Annotated in this window: 1 protein-coding gene; it reads left to right on the top strand. The window is 57.3% G+C overall.

Annotation, left to right across the window (positions count from 1 at the left end; translation table 11 throughout):
* The coding region (locus AC0IW9_RS30655) for a hypothetical protein (RefSeq protein ID WP_471652081.1) at positions 1 to 231 on the top strand (231 nt) is incomplete at its 5' end.
* Between the last annotated feature and the right edge of the window lie 48 nt (positions 232 to 279).

Below are 279 nucleotides of genomic sequence, written 5' to 3'. Positions count from 1 at the left end.
GATGACCTGGAATTGGCCGTAACCGTCGAGCTCGCCGAAATCAGCGGCTCGGAAACCTTTCTGCATGTGCGCAACGAGCAGTTTGTGTTGGTGCTGCATTTGCCAGGCGTGCATGAGTACGACGTCGACACCTCGATCCTCATCTATATCCCCACCCACAAGCTGTTCGTATTCGCCGCCGATGGCCGCCTGATTCAGGCCCCCAGTCGACGTGTCGGGAGGGTTGCCTGATGGCCGAGATTCGTTTGCACCATTTGGCTCACAGCTACAGCAAAACCC

The sequence above is a fragment of the Belnapia sp. AC561 genome (genome assembly GCF_979252845.1).
The sequence above is the reverse complement of the archived record's forward strand: the minus strand, read 5'-3'. Positions and strand labels throughout refer to the sequence as shown.